General features: G+C 54.5%; 16 protein-coding genes. 8 read left to right on the forward strand and 8 right to left on the reverse strand.

Translation table 11 applies throughout. The features are described from left to right. Positions 1-921 (reverse strand): L,D-transpeptidase, encoded by a 921-nt coding sequence (gene ldtB, locus ACLD11_RS09285; RefSeq protein WP_001056404.1) that lies wholly within the window; start codon positions 919-921, stop codon positions 1-3. Positions 922-1,139: 218 nt separating this feature from the next. On the opposite strand from ldtB, the gene ACLD11_RS09290 reads away from it, so the two are divergent. After that, entirely contained in the window at positions 1,140-2,735 is a 1,596-nt protein-coding gene (locus ACLD11_RS09290) for an ABC-F family ATPase (protein ID WP_000961480.1), read from the forward strand. A 121-nt stretch (positions 2,736-2,856) separates the two neighbouring features. Here the strand turns inward: ACLD11_RS09290 and ACLD11_RS09295 are convergent, their stop codons facing one another. Further along, on the reverse strand, positions 2,857-4,122 hold the full coding sequence (locus tag ACLD11_RS09295; protein WP_094897336.1) for a DUF1479 domain-containing protein: 1,266 nt from the start codon (positions 4,120-4,122) through the stop codon (positions 2,857-2,859). Between the two features lie 261 nt (positions 4,123-4,383). Between ACLD11_RS09295 and ACLD11_RS09300 the strand changes: the two genes are divergently transcribed. Beyond that, positions 4,384-5,193 carry a Cof-type HAD-IIB family hydrolase gene (locus tag ACLD11_RS09300; protein ID WP_058109547.1) on the forward strand — a complete coding sequence of 270 codons (810 nt, stop codon included), beginning with the start codon at positions 4,384-4,386 and terminating at the stop codon, positions 5,191-5,193. 77 nt (positions 5,194-5,270) lie between these two features. On the opposite strand, the gene ACLD11_RS09305 is transcribed toward ACLD11_RS09300, so the two are convergent. The 4 genes from ACLD11_RS09305 to moeA all read right to left on the reverse strand — a co-directional run bounded on the left by ACLD11_RS09305 (position 5,271) and on the right by moeA (position 10,870). Continuing rightward, positions 5,271-7,703 (reverse strand): glycyl radical protein, encoded by a 2,433-nt coding sequence (locus tag ACLD11_RS09305; protein WP_000192661.1) that lies wholly within the window; start codon positions 7,701-7,703, stop codon positions 5,271-5,273. A gap of 5 nt (positions 7,704-7,708) precedes the next feature. After that, a complete protein-coding gene (locus tag ACLD11_RS09310; protein ID WP_411014817.1) occupies positions 7,709-8,608 on the reverse strand; it encodes a glycyl-radical enzyme activating protein in 900 nt (299 codons plus the stop codon). Positions 8,609-8,885: 277 nt separating this feature from the next. Then, positions 8,886-9,635 (reverse strand): molybdopterin-synthase adenylyltransferase MoeB, encoded by a 750-nt coding sequence (gene moeB, locus ACLD11_RS09315; protein ID WP_000829280.1) that lies wholly within the window; start codon positions 9,633-9,635, stop codon positions 8,886-8,888. Next, a complete protein-coding gene (gene moeA, locus ACLD11_RS09320) occupies positions 9,635-10,870 on the reverse strand; it encodes a molybdopterin molybdotransferase MoeA (protein ID WP_411014818.1) in 1,236 nt (411 codons plus the stop codon). The genes moeB and moeA overlap by 1 nt, the downstream gene beginning before the upstream one ends. Before the next feature lie 249 nt (positions 10,871-11,119). Here moeA and gsiA point away from each other — a divergent pair, with 249 nt between their 5' ends. The 4 genes from gsiA to gsiD are packed head-to-tail and all read left to right on the forward strand — an operon-like array spanning position 11,120 to position 16,457. Then, on the forward strand, positions 11,120-12,991 hold the full coding sequence (gene gsiA / locus ACLD11_RS09325; protein WP_001120575.1) for a glutathione ABC transporter ATP-binding protein GsiA: 1,872 nt from the start codon (positions 11,120-11,122) through the stop codon (positions 12,989-12,991). 32 nt (positions 12,992-13,023) lie between these two features. Then, positions 13,024-14,562 carry a glutathione ABC transporter substrate-binding protein GsiB gene (gene gsiB, locus ACLD11_RS09330; RefSeq protein ID WP_411014819.1) on the forward strand — a complete coding sequence of 513 codons (1,539 nt, stop codon included), beginning with the start codon at positions 13,024-13,026 and terminating at the stop codon, positions 14,560-14,562. Positions 14,563-14,622: 60 nt separating this feature from the next. Further along, positions 14,623-15,543 carry a glutathione ABC transporter permease GsiC gene (gene gsiC / locus ACLD11_RS09335; RefSeq protein ID WP_000936069.1) on the forward strand — a complete coding sequence of 307 codons (921 nt, stop codon included), beginning with the start codon at positions 14,623-14,625 and terminating at the stop codon, positions 15,541-15,543. Between the two features lie 2 nt (positions 15,544-15,545). Next, the gene (gene gsiD, locus ACLD11_RS09340; RefSeq protein WP_001236024.1) at positions 15,546-16,457 is read left to right on the forward strand and encodes a glutathione ABC transporter permease GsiD; all 912 of its coding nucleotides are present in this window, start codon (positions 15,546-15,548) and stop codon (positions 16,455-16,457) included. Between the two features lie 90 nt (positions 16,458-16,547). Here the strand turns inward: gsiD and rimO are convergent, their stop codons facing one another. Next, positions 16,548-17,873, reverse strand: a complete 1,326-nt coding sequence (gene rimO, locus ACLD11_RS09345) for a 30S ribosomal protein S12 methylthiotransferase RimO (protein ID WP_000073317.1) — start codon at positions 17,871-17,873, stop codon at positions 16,548-16,550. Positions 17,874-18,103: 230 nt separating this feature from the next. Here rimO and bssR point away from each other — a divergent pair, with 230 nt between their 5' ends. Then, the gene (bssR, locus tag ACLD11_RS09350) at positions 18,104-18,487 is read left to right on the forward strand and encodes a biofilm formation regulator BssR (protein ID WP_000259651.1); all 384 of its coding nucleotides are present in this window, start codon (positions 18,104-18,106) and stop codon (positions 18,485-18,487) included. A gap of 118 nt (positions 18,488-18,605) precedes the next feature. Beyond that, complete coding sequence (locus ACLD11_RS09355; RefSeq protein WP_411014820.1) at positions 18,606-19,727, forward strand: PQQ-dependent sugar dehydrogenase; 1,122 nt, start codon at positions 18,606-18,608, stop codon at positions 19,725-19,727. Here ACLD11_RS09355 and ACLD11_RS09360 read toward each other — a convergent pair. Further along, positions 19,724-20,350: a glutathione S-transferase family protein gene (locus tag ACLD11_RS09360; protein WP_411011811.1), complete on the reverse strand. Its 627-nt coding sequence runs from the start codon at positions 20,348-20,350 to the stop codon at positions 19,724-19,726. The two genes, ACLD11_RS09355 and ACLD11_RS09360, sit on opposite strands and share 4 nt — an antisense overlap. Positions 20,351-20,564: the final 214 nt, after the last annotated feature.

The following is a 20,564-nucleotide window of genomic DNA, read 5'->3' on the forward strand; positions in this document are numbered from 1 at the left end:
TCAGTTCAGACGAACCGGCATCCCGGAACGATCCTGAACCGCCTGTTGTACGACGGTCTGATCAACGTCAGGCTCGTTGGTGACGGCCAGGATACTCTTATTAAGCGTGATCGGCACCGCTTCCTTACCTTCAAACTGCGCTTCCGTCGTTGACAGCGGGTTATGCACCTCAATGTAACGGCTACCGTCCGGCTCGGTGGTGGCTTTTACCGGTTCATCGATAAACTGCACGCGGGTACCGACCGGCACATTTTCAAACAGGAATTTGATATCGTCGTTGCGCAGACGCACACAGCCGTGGCTCACGCGAAGCCCGATGCCGAAGTTGGCGTTGGTGCCGTGAATAGCATACAGGCGACCAATGTACAGCGCGTACAGGCCCATCGGGTTATCCGGACCCGCAGGCACGACGGCAGGCAGCGGCTCGCCGGCGGCGCGATATTCAGCGTGCATTTTCGCCGTAGGCGTCCAGGTCGGACCGGCTTTTTTACGTTCAACTTTGGTCGTCCAGTTGATAGGCGTGTCTTTACCTAACTGACCGATCCCAATCGGCAGGACGATAACGGTGTTTGTGCCTTTCGGGTAGTAATAGAGGCGCATTTCCGCGCTATTGATGATAATGCCTTCGTGTACGGTATCCGGCAGGATCAGCTGCTGCGGAATATTCAGCACGGTACCGCCCTTCGGCAGGAAGGTATCCACGCCAGGGTTGGCTTCCAGCATGTTGGAGAGCCCCATCTGGTACTCCGCGGCAAAATACTCCAGCGGCTGGGTATTGCCCTCCGGAACGGTGATGACCTGATTTTGCCCAATTAAACGGCTACCATCGGTAGGCAGCGGGTAAGTGACTGCTGAGGCTGTTTTACAAAAACCAACTACAGCGAAAGCCGCCGCGAAAAGCGTTGTTAATTTCATATTCATGTTATGCGAGATTCTGTGCCAAGCAGGCTAGTAGGTTGAGAATTCTGTCATGTTGGGAGCGCATTATAGGTGCATTCCAGTAAACAGGGAATTCAGATGTGTACGAAATCACGTTTTTTTCCCTTACGGTTCAGTGTAGCCCTTTGTACAGGGCGCGATCTTATTTCAGACTTGTGGCATAATAAGCGGTTTGTCACATCTTTTTTCAGGATAAGCCTGTGTTAGTTTCCAGCAACGTTACCATGCAGTTCGGCAGTAAGCCGCTGTTCGAAAACATTTCCGTCAAATTTGGCGGCGGCAACCGTTACGGCCTGATCGGCGCCAACGGTAGCGGAAAGTCCACTTTTATGAAAATCCTCGGCGGCGACCTGGAGCCGACGCTGGGCAATGTTTCCCTCGATCCGAATGAGCGCATCGGTAAGCTGCGTCAGGACCAGTTCGCTTTTGAAACATTCACCGTACTTGATACTGTCATTATGGGGCATGGCGAACTGTGGGAAGTCAAGCAGGAGCGCGACCGTATCTACGCCTTGCCGGAAATGAGCGAAGAAGATGGCTATAAAGTCGCCGATCTGGAAGTAAAATACGGCGAGATGGACGGTTATTCCGCTGAGGCGCGCGCGGGCGAACTGCTGTTGGGGGTGGGCATCCCGCTGGAGCAGCATTACGGTCTGATGAGTGAAGTCGCGCCAGGCTGGAAATTGCGTGTGCTGCTGGCGCAGGCGTTATTCTCTAATCCGGACATCCTGTTGCTCGACGAACCGACCAACAACCTGGATATTGATACTATCCGTTGGCTGGAGCAGGTGCTGAACGAGCGCGATAGCACGATGATCATCATTTCGCACGACCGTCACTTCCTGAACATGGTTTGTACGCATATGGCGGATCTGGATTACGGCGACTTGCGCGTCTATCCGGGTAACTATGATGAGTATATGACGGCGGCGACCCAGGCGCGTGAACGTCTGTTGGCCGATAATGCGAAGAAAAAAGCGCAAATTGCCGAGCTGCAATCTTTTGTTAGCCGTTTTAGCGCCAATGCCTCTAAATCGCGTCAGGCAACGTCGCGCGCGCGGCAGATCGATAAAATCAAGCTGGAAGAGGTGAAAGCCTCCAGCCGTCAGAACCCGTTCATCCGTTTTGAGCAGGATAAAAAACTGTTCCGTAACGCTCTGGAAGTGGAGGCGCTGACGAAAGGTTTTGATAACGGTCCGCTGTTTAAAAATGTCAATTTGCTGCTCGAAGTCGGCGAGAAGCTGGCGGTACTCGGCACCAATGGCGTGGGTAAATCTACGCTGCTGAAGACGCTGGTTGGCGATCTGGACGCCGATCACGGCACCGTTAAATGGTCGGAAAACGCGCGTATTGGTTACTACGCGCAGGACCACGAATATGAATTCGAAAATGACCTGACGGTGTTTGAATGGATGAGTCAGTGGAAGCAGGAAGGCGACGACGAGCAGGCAGTGCGCAGTATTCTGGGTCGCCTGCTATTTAGCCAGGATGATATCAAAAAGCCTGCGAAAGTCCTCTCCGGTGGCGAGAAGGGCCGTATGCTGTTCGGCAAACTGATGATGCAAAAGCCGAATATCCTGATCATGGACGAACCGACTAACCACCTGGATATGGAGTCGATCGAATCGCTGAATATGGCGCTGGAGCTGTATCAGGGCACGCTGATCTTTGTTTCGCACGACCGTGAGTTCGTCAGCTCGCTGGCAACCCGCGTCATTGAAATTACGCCGGAGCGCGTGGTGGACTTCAGCGGCAACTACGACGATTATTTGCGTAGTAAAGGGATTGAAAGCTAAACACTGACGCCCGGTGGCGCTGTGCTTACCGGGCCTACGTATCCTGGCGCGTAGGTTCGGTAAGACGGGTGCGCCCAGGCAAAGGGCACACCGCAGGTGAGCGGGCAGGGCGGTACGACCGTCAAACGTCCATACCTAATGCCCGTTTACCGTGAATATTCAGATCGCGCAGCGTGAAGCGCCCTTCCCAGGTGGTTTCATAGTCCTCGCGCGGGAAATCGCCCGGTGATGCGCCTGTCTCCAGCGCCGCTTTCACCTTACGCGCATAGGCCAGATTTTTCTCACACATTGGCGCGGCAGGAATGTACATCACATTGCCCCAGCCCTGCTGGTTTTCGACGGGGGCGACGGAGTGGATGACATCGCAATGCCACCACACGGAATCCCCGGCTTCCAGCGGCGGAATGCTGGTTAACGCCGCCATCAGTAAAGGATGCCACTGTTCAGAAATCGGCAGCACCCGGCCCGGCGCGACGCCGCATAATTCATCTTCCGGGACATCATCCAGCAGCGGGCGCAGCAGAATATACGCCATCGCCTCCGGGATAGGGACGACATGAAGCAACCCCTGACCGGGCAGCATATCGGAGAGCGCGGTCCAGCCCTGGAAGGTGCGAAATACCGAGCATTTGGTGGTGTTATCCACCGTATACTCTTCAACTTCGGTACGGTGCGCCGCATTCCACGGATCGTACTGCTCGACGTTGCCGTTAAACACGCTGGCAAATACCCGCTGATAGGCTGGCAGCAGCCAGCGTTCCAGCGCGCCGGAGTCGGTATGCGCTCCCAGTCCTTTGGATGTGGTGCCTGGCGGGCGGCGACGGATGCGATCCGGATAAATGATGCTGATATCCGGATTAAACCATCGCTTGCCGTCGTGCTCTACCTGCCACAGACGGTTGAGGAACGACTGCGCCAGCGCCATCTCTTCACTTTGGCGGGCCTGCATTTGCGCCTGCGACCAGTAGACAGGATAGATTTCAGGCCGGGAGGCGCTCAGCGTACCGAAAAAATTATCCCCCGGTCCTTTATACACCTCGTCAAAATGGTTCTTGTCCAGATAGTCGAGCATCGACTGGTCCCATGCCAGCGCCTGTTCGCGTGGAAAATGACCTTTAATCACCGCGCACCCGCGGCGCTTAACCTCGGCGCAGGTGGCATCGCTAATGTTGCCCATCGCCAGTTCGCTAAAAGGGATAATTGGCCATACCGGCTGTCCCTGCGCCTTCAGATCGTTAATTTCCGCCACCCGGGCTGCTATGGTGGCGCTCAAACGGTCGAACACCGCCTGTACGTCGCCGATTTGCGCGCGTAGCGCCTGCTTCATCTGACGAATGGCCGCTTTTGGGTCGGCGGGCAGCGTTTCGTGGGTAAAAGGAGTCGTCATATCAACCTCATCGTCTTTCGTTCGAAAGTAAAATTAGTTACATGTGATACTTTAAGTTAAAATAAGGTTAATGCAAGTTTAAAATATTGCAGGAGCGCACAAAGAGGGAAGCGAGAGGAAAACGTAAGGTGGCCAGGACGCCTTAATGTCTTATGCGGCTATTCCTTTCGTTCAGCCACTTTTCATTCGAAATAAATTTGTGGTTCTGCTCACATTGTTATTAAAATGTTTCTGGTCGCAGTTACAGCCAGGAGCTTAAGTATGACCGTTAACGTTGTCGTTACCGATATGGACGGCACTTTTCTCGACGATGCCAGGCAGTACGATCGTGTACGCTTCATGGCGCAATACCAGGAACTGAAAAAACGTAATATCGAATTTGTGGTCGCCAGCGGTAATCAGTACTACCAGTTGATCTCCTTCTTCCCCGAGCTGAAAGACGAAATTTCCTTCGTCGCAGAAAATGGCGCGCTGGTGTATGAACATGGCAAGCAGTTGTTTCACGGGGAGCTAACCCGGCATGAGTCGCGTATTGTGATTGGCGAACTGCTGAAGGATAAGCAGCTTAACTTCGTCGCCTGTGGTCTGAAAAGCGCTTATGTCAGCAAAAACGCTCCCGAGACTTTCGTGGCGCTGATGGCCAAACATTATCACCGCCTGCAGCCGGTAAACGATTATCACGATATTGACGATATCCTGTTTAAGTTCTCCCTGAATTTGCCCGATGAACAAATTCCGCTGGTTATCGACAAACTGCACGTATCTCTGGATGGCATCATGAAGCCCGTCACCAGCGGCTTCGGTTTTATCGACCTGATTATCCCGGGACTGCATAAAGCGAATGGCATCAGTCGTCTGTTAAAGCGCTGGAACAGGTCGCCACAGAATGTCGTCGCCATTGGCGACAGCGGTAATGATGCGGAAATGTTGAAAATGGCGCATTACTCTTTTGCTATGGGCAATGCCGCAGACAATATCAAAGCGCTTTCACGCTATCACACTGATGATAATAACCATCAAGGCGCGCTCAACGTCATTCAGGCCGTGCTTGACGGCACCGATCCCTTCTGATTAACAGGCCTGCGCAGGCCTGTTAAGCGTAGCGCCATCAGGCAGTTCGGGCATATTGCCGATGGCGCTTGGGCAAATTACAGCATATGTTCGGTACGGGCGATGATATCGTCCTGCGCGTCCGGCGACAGCGCGGTGAAGAAGGCGGAGTAGCCTGCCACACGCACGACCAGATCGCGGTACTGGTCCGGATGTTTTTTCGCATCCAGCAGCGTTTCGCGTGACACGATGTTGTACTGAATATGCCAGCCTTTATGCACCTCAAAGAACGTCCGTAGCAGAACCATCAGTTTCTGTTTGTCGGATTCGTTTTCCAGCGTCGTTGGGTTCAGTTTCTGGTTGAGCAGCACGCCGCCGAGAATGGAACCGGTAGGTAATTTGCCTACGGAACCAATCACCGCCGTCGGGCCGAGATGATCCGTACCCGATGCAGGGCTTGCGCCTTCCGCCAGCGGTGTATGCGCTTTGCGACCATCCGGGGTAGCCATAGTCGCGGCGCCAAATGGCACGTTTGCTGAGATAGAGGACGTACCGGCGTAATAGTTGCCGCCCACAGGGCCACGACCGTAGCGCGGGTTATGGTACTGCTTCAGTTCGTCGATATAAGTCTGATAAGCGCGCGCCAGCAGGGTATCGACACTGTCATCGTCGTTACCGTACTTCGGCGCGCCGTTAATCAGACGCTGGCGCAGCTGCTCATGGGTCAGCCCGTCAAAGTCATCGGCCAGCGCGGCGGCAAGCTGCTGTTGACCGATAACGCCCTGTTCGAAGACCAGTTTTTTCACGGCAGCGAGGCTGTTGCCCAGGTTGGCGATACCGACCTGCAGACCGGATACCCAGTCATATTTAGCGCCGCCTTGCTTGATACTCTTCGCGCGTTCAATACAGTCGTCTACCAGCGCTGAGCAGAGAATATCGTGGACGTTCTCTTCCAACATGGTGTCGACCACATACTCAATTTCGATCGATTTGCGCGTGTAGTAGCGAATTTGGGTATCCCAGGCGGCCATCACTTCGTCAAAATTGTTAAAGTTGCCTGCGGAGAGCGCCTTTTCCTGCGGCAGAAATACCTTGCCGCTGGTGGCGTCGCGACCGCCTTCCAGCGCCGCCAGCATGACGCGGGCGAAGTTAATAAAGCTCATGCCGGTGCAGCGATAACCCCATTTCCCGCCAACGGCGGTTTCGATACAGCCGATCGCCGCGTAATCGTAAGCGTCCTGCGGTTCGATCCCCAACTTGATAAATTCCGGGATGACGATTTCATCATTGTTAAACGCCGGCATCCCAAAGCCGCAGCGGATGACCTGGACGCAGGCGTCAAGGAAATCGTTACTCATTCCGGCGTGATAACGCACACTGAGGTTGGGCTGGGTAGAACGCAGACGTCCACAGGACTCCAGAATGGCGTAAGACAGCGGATTCACTGCGTCCATTGGCTGACCGTTGATGAGATTCTGACCGCCAATGGTGACGTTTTGATACAGCGGGCTGCCCGCGGAAGCTTTAGAGTGCGAACCGGAACGGATCTTGTTTACTTCCAGCAGTTTCAGCCAGCAGCTGTGCAGCAGTTCAATGGCGTGCTCACGATCCAGCGTCTGGTTTAGTTCGACATCGCGACGATAATAGGGGTAAAGATACTGGTCCATACGACCAAATGACACCGAGTGACCGTTAGACTCAATTTGTAGAATCAGTTGGATGAAGTAGCACAATTGCAGTGCTTGCCAGAAGGTTTGCGGCGGTTGGTGGGCGATCACCTCGCAGTTTTCCGCGATGGTAAGTAGCTCTTTACGACGGCTTTCACGGGACTCTTCGCCCGCCATCTGGCGCGCCAGCGCGGCAAAGCGCGTGATATGCTGGCTTACCGCGTCCAGCACAATATCAATCGCCTTCAGGAACTGCTCGCCATGCAGATCTTCCAGCACGGTCAGGTTGATGCGTGAGCGGCGCTCGGCGACTTTATCGCGCAGGCCATCAAGCCCTTTTTCCAGCAGCAGCGGGAAGTTCACCGCCAGGTGCGCGTCACCGGAGGTCATATTGCCTTCGGCTTTGATAATGCCAGTCGCCAGAAGCCCTTTTTGTTCATCGGTAAACATGCCGTAGCAGCGATCCTGGACGGTTTGACCGCGCCACCACGGACAGACGTCGTGCAGAATACGCTTGTTTTCTTCACTTACGGAAAAACCTGCGCCGGGCCGGTCTGCCAGGTCGTCGATCTCTTTTTCAATCCACGAGACGGTATATTCCGGGAAAATCGGCGCGGCGCGGACTTCACTTGCCTGGTTGCCGACGATCAGTTCATCGTGTTTTATCCAGATAGTGCGTTCCGCCAGGTGATGGGCCAGCGCCAGCGCGCGGCGTACCGGAATCGGTTTATCCAGATGCTGCTGGTACATTTCGGTATAATGCTGCGCGCGCTCGGTACAGACCGGCGGTTTCACGATATGTACCAGCGCGGTTTTGTGCGCCTTAATGCGGTCGCTGAGCGTGTCCAGTTTCAGTTGGGTCATGATAATTATCCTCGTAGGGTCGCGGTTAAACCTTTTTGGCTGGCGTACTTCTGGGCAAAATCAAGTAACGCCGGCGCATCCAGTGGTTTATCCGGGGCATGATAGGGCTGACTGAGTAAGTGGTATTTATTGATGCCCAGCGTGTGGTAGGGCAGAAAATGAATTTCCCCGACGTGCAGTTCGTCGGCGGCAAAGTCGGTAATGGCTTTAATGGCCTCCTCATCGGCATTAAATCCCTGAATCAGCGGGACGCGAATCACCATTTTTTTGCCCGCGGCGGCGAGTTTCCTGAGATTTTCCAGCACCCGCGAGGCGCTGCCATCGGTCCACTGCTTAAACGGCCCGTCGGCGACATGTTTCAAATCAGCCAGAAACAGATCGATATAAGGCAGTGAGGGCGCAATGTATTTCCATGGGACATGCAGACATGTCTCAACCGCTGTATGAATACCGGTGTCATGGCTGGCTTTAAACAGCTCTGCCGCCAGCTCCGGCTGCATAAACGGTTCGCCGCCGGAAAGCGTAAGACCGCCGCCGCTGCGATCGTAAAAAGGTTTATCGCGCAGTACTGTCGCCATGATCTCATCCACGCTTTTTATTTCGCCGCACACGGTTAACGCCTGTGTGGGGCAGCAATGCGCCAGGACTGAAAAATGGGCGTCGGTCAGTTTTTCGCGATGGATGAGCAGGCCGTTTAGCGCGCGCTCAATGACGTCCGGCGCGGCTTGCGCGCACAGGTCGCATCCTTCGAGACACAGCCGCGCGTCGTATAACAGATCCTGAGCGCGGGCGCGGCTTTCCGGGTTCTGGCACCAGCGACAGCCCAACGAACAGCCTTTGAGAAATACTACGGTACGGATACCGGGGCCATCGTGGGTAGAATAGCGCTGAATATTGAAGATCATAAACGGCCTCTCTTATTTCATATAAAGATTAAATTACTTTCGAATGAAGGTTATCTTGATGTGCGTCAACGAATGGAGAGGTTCTGACAAAGAGGCGTTAAATGAGGTACAACATCACGGGTTGAGGCTGTGATATGGCGTTTAAGATGATGCCGCGCTGCTTGAGCCGATCGTCAGTCGGAGCTTGGGTAAGCTGGCTTTGCGTCTGATGACAGTAATTATCTGTTGATACAGCACGGCCATAAACCGTGCTTCGGTATGTTTATCCGTAAAGTGGCTACTGCCCGCAGACCTCACAGCCGGGGTTGCGCATCAACTTCATTTCGCGGAACTGACAGGTCATCGCATCGTACATGACGATTTTTCCGCTGGCAGGCTGACCGTAATGCGCCAGTAGCTTAATGGCCTCCATTGCCTGTAGCGAACCGATCACACCAATCAGCGGCGCCATCACCCCTGCCTCTACGCAGGTCAGAGCGTTTTCGCCAAACAGACGGCTCAGGCAGCGGTAACAGGGTTCGTTTTCCCGATACGTAAAGACGGTAACTTGTCCTTCCATACGAATTGCCGCGCCGGAGATTAGCGGCACTTTCGCGGTATAGCACCCGGCGTTAAGTTGATTACGTACGCTAACGTTATCGGTACAGTCCAGTACCAGCGAATGCCCGGCAATCAGGCTGGTCATAGCGTCGTCGTCCAGCCGCGCGTTAACGGGCGTAATGGTAATATGCGGGTTGATTCGCGCCAGCGCGTCGCGGGCGGACTCAACCTTTGGCTGCCCGACCGTGGCGTCGCTGTGCAAGGTTTGACGCTGGAGATTGGAAACGGAAACGGTATCAAAATCGAGTAGCGTCAGTTGCCCGACGCCAGCGCCGGCCAGATACTGCGTTGCCGCGCAGCCGAGTCCGCCTAGCCCGACCACTAATACCCGCGCATCTTTTAACGCTTCCTGCCCTTCAAAATCGAAGCCGCGCAGAATAATTTGTCGGTTATAGCGCAGCATCTCCTGGTCGCTAAGTTCCGCCATTACAGGCCTCCGAACAGAGCATTAAACGGCTCGACTTCCACCCATTCTCCCGGCTCAACATTGCCGCGTTCACGCTCCAGCACAATAAAGCAGTTGCCCAGACTAAACGAGCTGAAAATATGTGAGCCCTGGTGTCCGGTGGTCGTGACCTCCAGTTCGCCGTTGGCGCTACGTTGCAGGATGCCGCGCTGGAAATCGAGACGCCCCGGCGTTTTCTTCAGGCGAGATGTTGTGCGTACACGCTGGCGCGGCGGTACAGCGCTTGCCGTGTTGCCGCCAAGCTTCGCCAGTAAAGGCTGAACCAGTTGATAAAACGTGAGCGCCGCAGAGACTGGATTTCCCGGCAGGCCACAGAACCAGCTATTACTGAGTTTGCCGAAGGCAAACGGTTTGCCTGGCTTGATAGCCAGCTTCCAGAAGGCGATTTCGCCCAATTCTTCAAGGATGGTTTTGGTATAGTCCGCTTCACCAACCGAGACGCCGCCGGAGCTTATCACTACATCGGCCTGGCTGTCGGCGTCGATAAACGCGGCGCGAAGCTTACCGGGATCGTCAGGAATAATGCCTAAATTGATCACTTCGCAGCCAAGCTGTTGCAGCATCAAATGTATAGTTAGACGGTTAGTGTCATAAATTTGTCCCGCCTCCAGCGGCTGGCCCGGAAGCTGGAGCTCGTCGCCGGTCGAGAACAGCGCTACGCGCACTTTACGTACAACCTGCGCATCGGCAATTCCCAGCGACGCCAGCACCGGCAGTTCGGCAGTAGTCAGGCGCGTACCGGCCGGAAAGACCACCGCATCCTGGCAAATATCCTCGCCGCGGCGGCGGATGTTTTGTCCGCAACGAACATCGGCGGTAAAACGCACGCCGTCATCGGTTTGTTCCGTCTGTTCTTGCATGACTACCGCCTCGCAACCTGCCGGCACCGGGGCGCCGGTCATAATGCGAATGCAGGTTCCCGCAGGCCACTCTCCCAGGTAAGGCTGACCGGCAAATGCTTTGCCGGCGACGGGCAGCGGCTTATCGGCGGACAAATCCGCCACGCGTACCGCATAACCATCCATAGCTGAATTATCAAAGCCGGGAACATCGAGGGGAGAAACGATATCGGTCGCCAGGATGCGGCCAAAGCAGTTCACCAGCGGCAACGTTTCTACGGCGGTGAGCGGGGTAATACGTGAAAGCATCTGGGTCAGCGCCGTTTCAAGCGGCATCAATCCGGCGGAAAATTCCATGAACATACTCCTGCGAGGCAAAATCGAATCCGGCTATTATGTCAGAAAACAGTGGCGGGCAGTATGCTACCTCGGTCTTAGAGACGGCCTTGCGCCTTTACATACCTTACGCATCTTTCTATATTCAAAAATCGAATGAATAACTCACAACAATTCTGATAGTTATAGTAAAAGTTGTGTGCCATCGTGAACAGCGCCTGAATAGGGATACGCCTGGCACAGGAATTTACCGGGAATAAGGAGCCGCAGGTGCCGCACAGCGATGAACTGGATAGCCGCGATGTTCTGTCCGTCAGTGGCCTGAATATCGCGTTTCACCACGAAGGGCAACAGATAGACGCCGTGCGTAATGTGTCATTACGCCTGAAGCGTGGAGAGACTCTGGCGATTGTCGGCGAGTCGGGATCGGGAAAATCGGTGACGGCGCTGGCGTTAATGCGGCTGATTGAGCAGTCGGGCGCGAACGTGCGCTGCGGCGAAATGCTGTTGCGTCGGCGTAATCGCCAGGTGATTGAGCTGTCTGAGCAGAGTGACGCGCAGATGCGGCGTGTGCGCGGCGCGGATATCGCCATGATTTTCCAGGAGCCAATGACCTCGCTCAACCCGGTATTTACCGTTGGCGAGCAAATTGCCGAATCTATTCGTTTGCATCAGGGCGCCAGCCACGAAGAGGCGCTGGCGGAAGCGAAACGTATGCTCGATCAGGTACGGATCCCGGAGTCGCAGGCGATTTTATCGCGTTATCCGCATCAGCTTTCCGGCGGGATGCGCCAGCGAGTCATGATCGCGATGGCGCTATCCTGTCGTCCGGCGGTATTGATTGCCGATGAACCCACCACGGCGCTGGATGTCACTATCCAGGCGCAAATTCTGCAACTTATCAAAGTGTTGCAGCAAGAGATGTCGATGGGTGTGATTTTTATCACCCACGACATGGGCGTCGTGGCGGATATTGCCGATCGCGTGCTGGTGATGTATCAGGGCGAGGCCGTGGAAACCGGCAGCGTAGAGCAGATTTTCCATGCGCCGACGCATCCTTATACCCAAACGTTACTGGCCGCCGTCCCTCAGCTTGGCGCGATGCGAGGCCACTCGCTGCCACGCCGTTTCCCGTTGATTTCCGCTGACGAACCGGCCCTTTATGAATCGCAGATTGAGCAAGACACGGTGGTGGAAGGCGAGCCTATTCTCCAGGTTCGGGGGCTGGTGACGCGATTCCCGCTGCGTAGCGGTCTCTTTAATCGCGTTACGCGTGAAGTTCATGCCGTTGAGAATATCAGTTTCGATCTCTGGCCTGGCGAAACGCTATCGCTGGTGGGCGAGTCCGGTAGCGGAAAATCGACGACCGGACGCGCGCTGCTGCGGTTGGTTGAATCCCGGCAGGGGGAGATTATCTTTAACGGCCAGCGCATTGACACGCTGTCTGCGGGTAAACTCCAGCCGTTGCGCCGCGATATTCAGTGTATTTTCCAGGACCCTTACGCCTCGCTCGACCCGCGCCAGACCGTGGGGTATTCCATTATGGAACCTTTACGGATTCATGGCCTGGGGCAGGGGGACGCTGCGGCAAAGCGCGTGGCCTGGTTGCTTGAGCGTGTCGGATTACGTCCTGAACATGCCTGGCGTTATCCGCACGAGTTTTCCGGCGGTCAACGTCAGCGCATCTGCATTGCTCGCGCGCTGGCATTGAATCCTAAAGTGATTATTGCTGATGAGGCGGTCTCCGCGCTGGATGTTTCCGTTCGCGGACAGATCATTAATTTACTGCTCGATTTACAACGGGAAATGGGGATCGCCTACCTGTTTATTTCGCATGATATGGCGGTCGTGGAGCGAATTAGCCATCGCGTGGCGGTGATGTATCTTGGTCAAATTGTTGAGATGGGGCCGCGGCGCGCCGTTTTTGAAAACCCGCAGCATCCTTATACGCGTAAATTGATGGCGGCGGTGCCGGTTGCCGATCCTTCCAGACACCGGCCGCGGCGCGTTCTGCTATCAGATGATATACCCAGCAATATTCATAAACGTGGCGAAGAGACGCCCGCCGTTTCATTACAGTTGGTCGGGCCGGGACATTATGTTGCGCGGCCGCTGCAGGATAATGCGCTCTCGCGCTTATAACATTCAGACAGGCAGGGTTTCAGGAGAACAACATGACGCAATTTATTACGCATAAATGGCTGGCGGCGCTGGGACTGGCCTCATCCATTGCGGCTTTTCCGGCCCTGGCGGCCAAAGATGTGGTGGTGGCGGTAGGGTCTAATTTCACCACGCTCGATCCGTATGACGCCAACGATACACTCTCGCAGGCGGTGGCGAAGTCATTTTATCAGGGGCTGTTTGGCCTGGATAAAGACATGAAGGTAAAAAACGTCCTGGCGGAAGGCTATACCGTTTCTGATGACGGTCTGACCTACACCATTACCCTACGACAGGGGGTGAAATTTCAGGACGGCGCGGATTTTGATGCGGTGGCGGTGAAAGCGAATCTCGATCGCGCCAGCAATCCGGATAACCACCTCAAGCGTTATAACCTGTATAAAAATATCGCAAAAACGGAGGTTGTCGACCCGGCAACGGTAAAAATTACCCTGAAACAGCCGTTCTCCGCTTTCATTAATATTCTGGCGCACCCGGCGACGGCGATGATCTCGCCGCAAGCGCTGGAAAAATATGGCAAGGATATTGGTTTTCATCCGGTCGGCACCGGTCCATACCAGCTTGAAACCTGGAATCAGACCGACTTTGTCAAAGTGAAAAAGTTCGCCGGTTACTGGCAGCAGGGCTTACCCAAGCTGGATTCTATTACCTGGCGTCCGGTTACTGACAACAATACCCGCGCGGCGATGCTGCAAACTGGCGAAGCGCAATTTGCTTTTCCTATCCCTTATGAGCAGGCCGCGTTACTGGCGAAAAATAAAAACCTCGAACTGGTCGCCAGCCCGTCCATTATGCAGCGTTATATCAGTATGAATGTGACGCAGAAGCCGTTTGATAATCCTAAGGTGCGTGAGGCGTTGAATTACGCTATCAATCGTCAGGCGCTGGTTAAAGTGGCGTTTGCCGGATACGCCACGCCGGCGACGGGCGTGGTGCCGCCGTCGATAGCCTATGCGCAAAGCTATCAGCCGTGGCCCTATGATCCGGCTAAAGCGCGCGAACTGTTGAAAGAGGCGGGGTATCCAGACGGTTTCAGTACCACGCTGTGGTCATCGCACAACCATAGCACCGCGCAAAAAGTGTTGCAGTTTACCCAACAGCAACTGGCGCAGATTGGCATTAAAGCCCGGATAACCGCGATGGACGCCGGCCAGCGCGCCGCGGAAGTCGAGGGCAAAGGGCAAAAAGAGAGCGGTGTGCGAATGTTCTATACCGGCTGGTCGGCGTCGACGGGCGAAGCTGACTGGGCGTTATCGCCGCTCTTCGCATCACAAAACTGGCCGCCGACGCAGTTTAATACCGCTTTTTACAGCAACAAGCAGGTCGACAGCGATTTGGCGGCGGCCTTAAAGACCAACGATCCGCAGGAGAAAACACGATTGTACAAAGAGGCGCAGGATATTATCTGGAAAGAGTCGCCCTGGATACCGTTGGTGGTGGAGAAATTGGTTTCTGCGCACAGTAAAAATTTGACCGGTTTCTGGATTATGCCGGATACCGGTTTCAGCTTTGACGATGCGGATTTGAAGTAAGTAATGCGATGGGGCTGGATGGCGCGCGCGTTGTCCGCCATCCGGTAAAAGGTTCGTGTGATGCTTAACTATGTTCTCAAGCGCCTGCTGGGATTAATTCCTACGCTGTTGATTGTGGCAGTGCTGGTGTTTTTATTTGTTCATTTGTTGCCCGGCGACCCGGCGCGGCTGATAGCCGGACCGGAAGCCGACGCGCAGGTGATCGCGCTGGTTCGTCAGCAGCTGGGGCTTGATCAGCCGCTTCATGTCCAGTTTTGGCGTTACATCACCCATGTTTTACAAGGCGATTTCGGGACGTCAATGGTTTCCCGCCGCCCGGTTTCTGAGGAGATCGCCAGCCGCTTTTTGCCGACGCTGTGGCTGACGATAACCAGTATGATATGGGCGGTTCTGTTTGGCATGGCGATCGGCATCGCCGCCGCCGTGTGGCGTAATCGCTGGCCTGACCGGGTAGGAATGACGCTTGCCGTGACCGGCATTTCTTTCCCGGCTTTTGCGCTGGGAATGTTGTTAATGCAGATTTTTTCCGTGGATCTGGGCTGGCTACCGACCGTGGGGGCGGATAGTTGGCAACATTATATTTTACCCTCCCTGACGCTTGGCGCGGCGGTGGCATCCGTCATGGCGCGTTTTACGCGCTCCTCGTTTGTCGATGTCCTGAGCGAGGATTACATGAGGACCGCGCGGGCGAAAGGCGTCAGTGAAACGTGGGTGGTGTTAAAACATGGCCTGCGCAATGCAATGATCCCGGTCGTCACCATGATGGGACTGCAATTTGGCTTTTTGCTTGGCGGATCGATCGTCGTCGAAAAAGTGTTTAACTGGCCGGGGCTTGGGCGATTACTGGTCGACTCCGTCGACATGCGCGACTACCCCGTGATTCAGGCGGAAGTGCTGCTGTTTTCTCTGGAATTTATTCTTATCAACTTAGTGGTGGATGTCCTCTATGCCGCCATTAATCCGGCTATCAGGTATAAGTAAGGATGCGATTATTTAACTGGCGCCGTCAGGCGATTTTACATGCTATGCCGGTGGTAAAACCCGACCAGATACGCACGCCGTGGCGGGAGTTCTGGCGTCGTTTTCGCCGCCAGCATGTCGCGTTGGTCGCCGGGGGATTCGTACTGGCGTTAATTCTGGTGGCGATTTTTGCCCGTTGGCTGACGCCCTACGATGCGGAAAACTATTTTGACTACGATAGCCTGAACAATGGCCCCTCTTTGCAGCACTGGTTTGGCGTTGACTCGCTGGGAAGAGACATCTTTAGCCGGGTTCTCGTTGGGGCGCAGATCTCACTGGCGGCGGGCGTGTTCGCGGTATTTATCGGCGCGATAATCGGCACGGTGTTGGGATTGCTGGCGGGATATTATGAAGGCTGGTGGGATCGTTTCATTATGCGCATTTGCGATGTGCTGTTCGCCTTCCCCGGCATTTTGCTGGCGATTGCCGTTGTGGCGGTGTTAGGTAGCGGTATTGCTAACGTGATTGTTGCGGTGGCGATTTTCTCTATTCCGGCGTTTGCTCGTCTGGTGCGCGGAAATACTCTGGTCTTAAAACAGCAGACGTTTATTGAGTCTGCCCGCAGTATCGGCGCCAGCGACACGACGATTTTGTTTAGCCATATCTTGCCGGGAACGGTCTCGTCAATTGTGGTTTTCTTTACGATGCGTATCGGTACGTCAATTATTTCCGCGGCAAGCCTGTCATTTCTCGGATTAGGCGCGCAGCCGCCAACGCCGGAGTGGGGAGCGATGCTCAATGAAGCGCGGGCGGATATGGTCATCGCGCCGCACGTAGCGCTCTTCCCGGCGGTGGCGATTTTCCTGACTGTGCTGGCGTTTAACCTGTTAGGCGACGGGTTGCGCGATGCGCTGGACCCGAAGATTAAGGGGTAAGCCAGCCCGGTGGCGTTGACGCCTGGCGGGCCTGGAACGGGCTCGCCAGGTGGGGTAACACATCCGGCACCCGCGCCGGGGGAGGTGGCGTTAAACCCGACTGCCCCACAAATCATATTCGTCGGCGTTTTCCACTTTCACGCGCACGATATCGCCCGGCTTGACGTTGGTTTCGCCGTTCAAATAGACCGCACCGTCAATTTCCGGCGCATCCGCCATGCTACGCCCGATAGCGCCTTCTTCGTCAACCTCATCAACGATCACCAGAATTTCGCGGCCCACTTTTTCCTGCAAGCGCTCAGCGGAGATTTGCTGTTGCAGTTGCATAAAGCGGTTCCAGCGCTCTTCTTTCACCTCTTCCGGCACCTGATCCGGCAGCTCATTCGCGCCTGCGCCTTCCACCGGGCTGTACTTGAAGCAGCCTACACGATCGAGGCGCGCCTCTTTCAGGAAGTCGAGCAGCATCTGGAAGTCTTCTTCCGTTTCGCCGGGGAAGCCGACAATAAAGGTGGAGCGTAGGGTCAGTTCCGGGCAGATTTCGCGCCACTGCTTAATGCGCGCCAACTGGCGGTCAACGGAACCAGGACGTTTCATCAGTTTAAGAATCCGCGGGCTGGCATGTTGCAGCGGAATGTCCAGATAAGGCAGGATTTTGCCTTCTGCCATTAGCGGAATCACATCATCAACGTGTGGGTAGGGGTAGACGTAGTGCAGACGTGTCCAGACGCCCAGTTTTGATAACTGCTCGCACAGGCTCACCATACTGGTTTTCACCGGTTCGCCATTATGGAATCCGGTGCGGTGCTTCACATCTACGCCGTAGGCGGAGGTATCTTGCGAAATCACCAGAATCTCTTTGACCCCGGCATCAACCAGACGTTTCGCTTCGCTTAATACGTCGCCAATCGGACGGCTGACCAGATCCCCGCGCATCGACGGGATGATGCAGAACGTGCAGCGATGATTACAGCCTTCAGAAATTTTCAGATACGCATAATGGCGCGGCGTCAGTTTTACACCCTGTTCCGGTACGAGGCTTAAAAATGGATTGTGCTTCGGCTTCGGTACGTAATGATGTACGTGCTGCAGAACTTGCTCATAGCTATGCGGCCCGGTGATTTCCAGTACTTTCGGATGCACTTCGCGGATCTGATCTTCTTTTGCGCCCAGGCAGCCGGTGACGATTACCTTACCGTTTTCGTTCAGCGCTTCGCCAATGGCTTCCAGTGACTCTTGTACCGCGCTGTCAATAAAGCCACAGGTATTAACGATAACCATATCCGCATCGTCATAGCGTGGCACAACGTCATAGCCTTCGGTACGCAGCTCAGTCAGGATGCGTTCCGAATCAACGAGGTTTTTCGGACAGCCCAGGGAAACGAAGCCGATCTTTGGCTGGTGGGTTACATTACTCATAGCTTAAAAAGTGTTCATTTATTGGAATGGTCAGGGCAGGGATTCTACAGATATCCGAACAAAAATTGTATCGCAATCTCATCGGGAGCGGCGGCATCAACCGTTGTGGTTATCAGCAAAAGGTGAAAAAGGGCAATTCTAAGAAAATTCTTGATCTCTGACACCCATTTGTCTAAAAAACGACCATACTATTAAGTTGAACCCTGGTAGAAAAGAGGAGGAAAAAAGGTATGGTCGTTGACAGACTGAGAACCGATCTTCTCAACAAGCTGATAAACGCGCGTATCGATCTTGCCGCTTATCTGCAATTGCGAAAAGCGAAGGGGTATATGTCAGTCAGCGAAAGTGACACTCTGCGTGACAATTTTTTTGAACTGAATCGCGAGCTCCACGATCACGCTTTACGGCAGGGACTGCATCTCGATCAGGAAGAGTGGAACGCGCTGCGCCGTGCCGAAGGCGCGCTTGCAGCCGCCGCCGTTTGTTTAATGAGCGGACACCATGATTGTCCGACCTTTATTGCCGTCAACGCAGATAAACTTGAAAACTGTCTGACAACTTTGACGCTGAGTATTCAGAGTCTGAAAGCACATTCACCGCTTACACAGGTCTGAATAAGGGGGAGGCGACTCCCCCTTTTTACCGAACCGCGCCGCTTAATGTTTTGTAAAAATAAACCCGACCTCTTGCGATGCTGACTACGCTTTAACGCAGAGCCCTGAAGGAGGCGGTATGCGTCGAATACTTCTCGCGGTAGTTTCATTCTCTCTTTTCTCTTCATGGGCGAACGCCAGTCTTGCGCCGGTGAACGTTGAGGTGCTGCAAACCCGACTCGATCACCCGTGGTCGCTGGCTTTTTTGCCGGATAACCGTGGGATGCTCATTACCCTGAAAGGGGGACAACTGCGCCACTGGCAGGCGGGACGGGGACTTTCCGATCCGCTGGCTGGCGTACCGAAAGTGTGGGCAAACGGGCAGGGAGGTTTACTGGACGTCGTGCTGGCGCCTGATTTTGCCCAGTCTCGCCGCGTCTGGCTGAGTTATGCTGAAGCTGACCGCGAAGGAAACGCCGGTACGGCAGTCGGTTTTGGACGGCTGAGCGACGATCTTCAGCGTCTGGAGCATTTTCGTACCGTGTTTCGCCAGATGCCTAAGCTGTCTACCGGCAACCATTTTGGCGGACGTATGGTATTCGATGCGCAAGGATCTCTTTTTATTGCCCTGGGTGAAAATAACCAGCGCGCTACCGCGCAGGATTTGGATAAATTACAGGGTAAGCTGGTGCGCCTGACCGGGCAGGGCGAAATTCCGCCGGATAATCCGTTTGTGCATCAGGCGGGCGCGCGTCCGGAAATCTGGTCTTACGGTATTCGTAATCCGCAGGGGCTGGCCATCAATCCCTGGAGCGGCGCGCTATGGCTGCATGAACACGGTCCGCGCGGCGGCGATGAAATTAACATCCCGGAAAAAGGCAAAAATTATGGCTGGCCGCTGGCCACGTGGGGCGTCAACTATAGTGGTCTGAAAGTGCCGGAAGCCAAAGGTGAAATTGTCGAGGGAACGGAGCAACCGGTTTACTACTGGAAGGATTCTCCGGCGATCAGCGGGATGGCTTTTTATGCCAGCGACGTTTTTGCGCCGTGGCGGCACAAACTGTTTATCGGTGCGCTAAAAGATAAAGAGGTCATTGTGATGCGCGTCGATGGCAATACGGTGACGGAAGAAGGCCGTATTCTGGGTGACAGAAAGCAGCGTATTCGGGATGTGCGTGTCGGACCTGACGGCTACTTATATGTGTTAACCGATGAGTCCGACGGGCAGTTACTCAAGGTAAGTCCTGCAGCCACGCGTTAGGTCACCGGGATCATCACCACTTTGCGAAAAGCAGGGCGCTCGGTAAGCTGCTGATACCAGCGTTCCAGATTCGGGCGCGGCGTCCACTTCAGACCCACGTTCAGCAGGTTATAGACGAAAGGCGCAATAGCGATATCACCGGTGCCAAAGTTATCCCCGGAGAACCACGGCTGGTGGGCCAGAGCGTCATCAAGAAGCGCAAACAGGCTGTCACACTTTTCGATACCGGCTTCAATTGCCGCCTGGTCGCGTTTTTCCGGCGGGGTTCTGACCAGTCCCATCAGGATCACGCGGTGCGCCGGGCTCAACGTTTGATTCGCCCAGTCCATCCATTTTTCGCCCTCCGCACGCCGCGCCGGATTATCAACCCATAGCCGGTTCTGGCCGTATTGCGCCGCCAGATAGCGGACAATGGCATTGGATTCCCACAATAATAGGTCGGTTTCATCATCTTTAAGCAGCGGCACCAGCCCATTGGGATTCATCGCCAGATAGTCGGCATCCTTGTTAACGCCGAATTTTCCGCCTGCCAGAATTTGATCGTATGGCAGTTCCAGCTCTTCAAGCGTCCACAACACTTTTTTAACATTAGTCGAGTTGTTCCGGCCCCACAGCGTAATCATATTAACCCCTTCTGTTTTATCAGGATGATGACAGTAATCGGCCTACCGTGAGATAAACCTAACATTTACACAATGGTCTGTAAAAAAATCGTTATGAAGGAAGCGTAACGGGATGTTATTGCATAAACTTTAAAAACTTTACCAAGTTACGGTTTCTTTAACGTCGTGAGTGCGTTATTACTCACCGCACTTATTACACGGTGGTGTGACGTGT

The sequence above is a fragment of the Salmonella sp. 741265116_PST genome, assembly GCF_046567715.1.
Taxonomy (GTDB): domain Bacteria; phylum Pseudomonadota; class Gammaproteobacteria; order Enterobacterales; family Enterobacteriaceae; genus Salmonella; species Salmonella enterica.